1 protein-coding gene is annotated in these 509 nt (G+C 67.0%); it reads left to right on the top strand.

The genetic code is table 11. The annotated features are described in order from the left end of the window. Positions 1 to 102: 102 nt before the first annotated feature. On the top strand, positions 103 to 509 hold a 407-nt coding region (locus AC01Y6_RS11285; RefSeq protein ID WP_476671626.1), incomplete at its 3' end, for a LexA family protein.

A 509-nucleotide genomic window follows, 5' to 3' on the forward strand; every position in this document is an offset into this window, starting at 1 on the left:
ACTGGGCGGCAGGTGGCTTGCAACTCCGGGTTTCCTGTTATAAAACAGGTATCAGAGGGACCTATGACACACTCGTTACCTCAAGGGCAGAAGCGAGTTCTCTTGGAGGCCGCCCGGCTTTTACGCAACGGTCTTTCCCCCACGGTCCACGACCTGACCCGGGCCTTGGGCTTGCGGCCGCAGACCGTGCGCCAGCACCTGGAGGCCCTGGCCCGGAAGGGCCTGGTGGTTCTCCACCCCCAAGGGCACGGCCGCCCCACCCACGTGGAGCTCACGCCAGAGGGGAGGTTGCTTGCGGGCCTCGCTATTCCCTTGGTGGGAAGGGTTCCCGCGGGGCCCCTGGAGGAGGCCCTGGAGGAGGTGGAGGGCCTCATCCCCATCCCCGGCCGACCCAACCTTTTCGCCCTCGTGGTGGAAGGGGACAGCATGGCGGAGTACCTCCTGGATGGGGACGTGGTGGTGGTGGAACGCGGGGTGAGGCCGAGGCGAGGGGAGATCGCCGCCGTGCT

The sequence above is a fragment of the Thermus sp. genome (genome assembly GCF_056332225.1).